This is a genomic window from Moraxella sp. VT-16-12 (assembly GCF_002224245.2).
In the GTDB taxonomy this organism is placed as follows: domain Bacteria; phylum Pseudomonadota; class Gammaproteobacteria; order Pseudomonadales; family Moraxellaceae; genus Moraxella.
Genome location: NZ_NKHK02000025.1, coordinates 1 through 1,266, shown reverse-complemented (window position 1 = coordinate 1,266; position 1,266 = coordinate 1). Strand labels below are relative to the sequence as shown.

Sequence of the window (1,266 nt, the reverse complement as noted above, 5' to 3'; positions counted from 1 at the left end):
ATGCTCATGAACATCCAAAACACTGCCAAACGCCCAACATCGCCCCACCCCATTTTAAATTTGGGTTTTCGCATATTTTTTGTGGGTTCGGCAGTGTTTGCCGTGGTAAGTATGCTACTTTGGCTGGTGATATTACAAGGGTTTGCTCCTTTTCAAGGAGTGGTTACGCCCTTTTATTGGCATGGTCATGAGATGGTGTTTGGTTATGCTTTGGCGGTGATTGCAGGGTTTTTATTAACAGCGGTCAAGACATGGACAAATCAGCCCATGCCTTATGGCTGGCATTTGGGGGCGATATTTGGGGCGTGGGCAGTATCTCGCTTTATCTGGCTTGGGCTTCATGTCATACCTAGCATTGCCCTGTTCATGGCGGCTTTTGTATTTGACATGATATTTTGGGGCATGACTGCTTTTGCTGTTATCAAAGCGGTGTGGGCTGTTCGCCAAAAACGTCAAATTGGTATCATTACCAAACTTTTACTATTAGGTTTGACTCAGGTTGCTTTTTATGTGGGCGTGCTGATAAATCATCACAACACACAGCAAATCGCTTTATATTTTGCCTTATATTTGGTGATTGGTGTGGTGTTTACCATTGCACGGCGTGTTTTGCCATTCTTTATTACCAAAGGCATCAGCGTCAATCATGATGGCACACCAAATGGCATGCAGCTTGAACAAAAAAACTCCGATCTACTGGACAGGCTCAATTTATTTGGATTTTTTGGATTTATCATTTTTGATTTGTTCATCAAACAGCCCATGATTGCTGGCGTGTGTGCGTTAGTATGTTTGATGGCTAATTTGGCACGCCTAAAAAACTGGTATCACCACGCCATCTGGCAAAAGCCCCTGCTGTGGTCGCTCATCATTGCATTTTTTGGCATGACGATAAGTTTAGCGATGTTTGTGCTTTATCCGATTGCCACACAGTTAAATTGGTTTAGCTCTATTAATATCCACACGCTTGGACTACATGGTTTGGCGGTGTTTGGCATTGGACTGATGACGATTGCCATGATGGCTCGGGTGTCGCTTGGACATACTGGCAGAAATATCCATCAGCCCCCTGCCACTGTATCATTAATGTTCATGTTGATGATTTTGTGTGGCATATTTCGTGTGGTGTTACCGCTATTTTTTAATGATGGTTATATGCCGCTCATGTTATTATCACAAGTATTGTGGATAGCGTCTTTTGTGATATTTTGTCTTTCTTATGTGGGCATCTTAACAAAACCAAGAACCGATGGACTATTTGGATAA

General features: G+C 42.8%; 1 protein-coding gene. It reads left to right on the top strand.

Going from position 1 to position 1,266, the window contains the following annotated elements; translation table 11 throughout:
• Entirely contained in the window at window positions 1-1,266 is a 1,266-nt protein-coding gene (locus CEW93_RS10580) for an NnrS family protein (RefSeq protein ID WP_089540710.1), read from the top strand.

Bases quoted from the DNA above. Each gene is read 5' to 3' on its own strand.
- CEW93_RS10580 (WP_089540710.1), top strand. From the start codon at position 1: ATGCTCATGAACATCCAAAACACTGCCAAACGCCCAACATCGCCCCAC.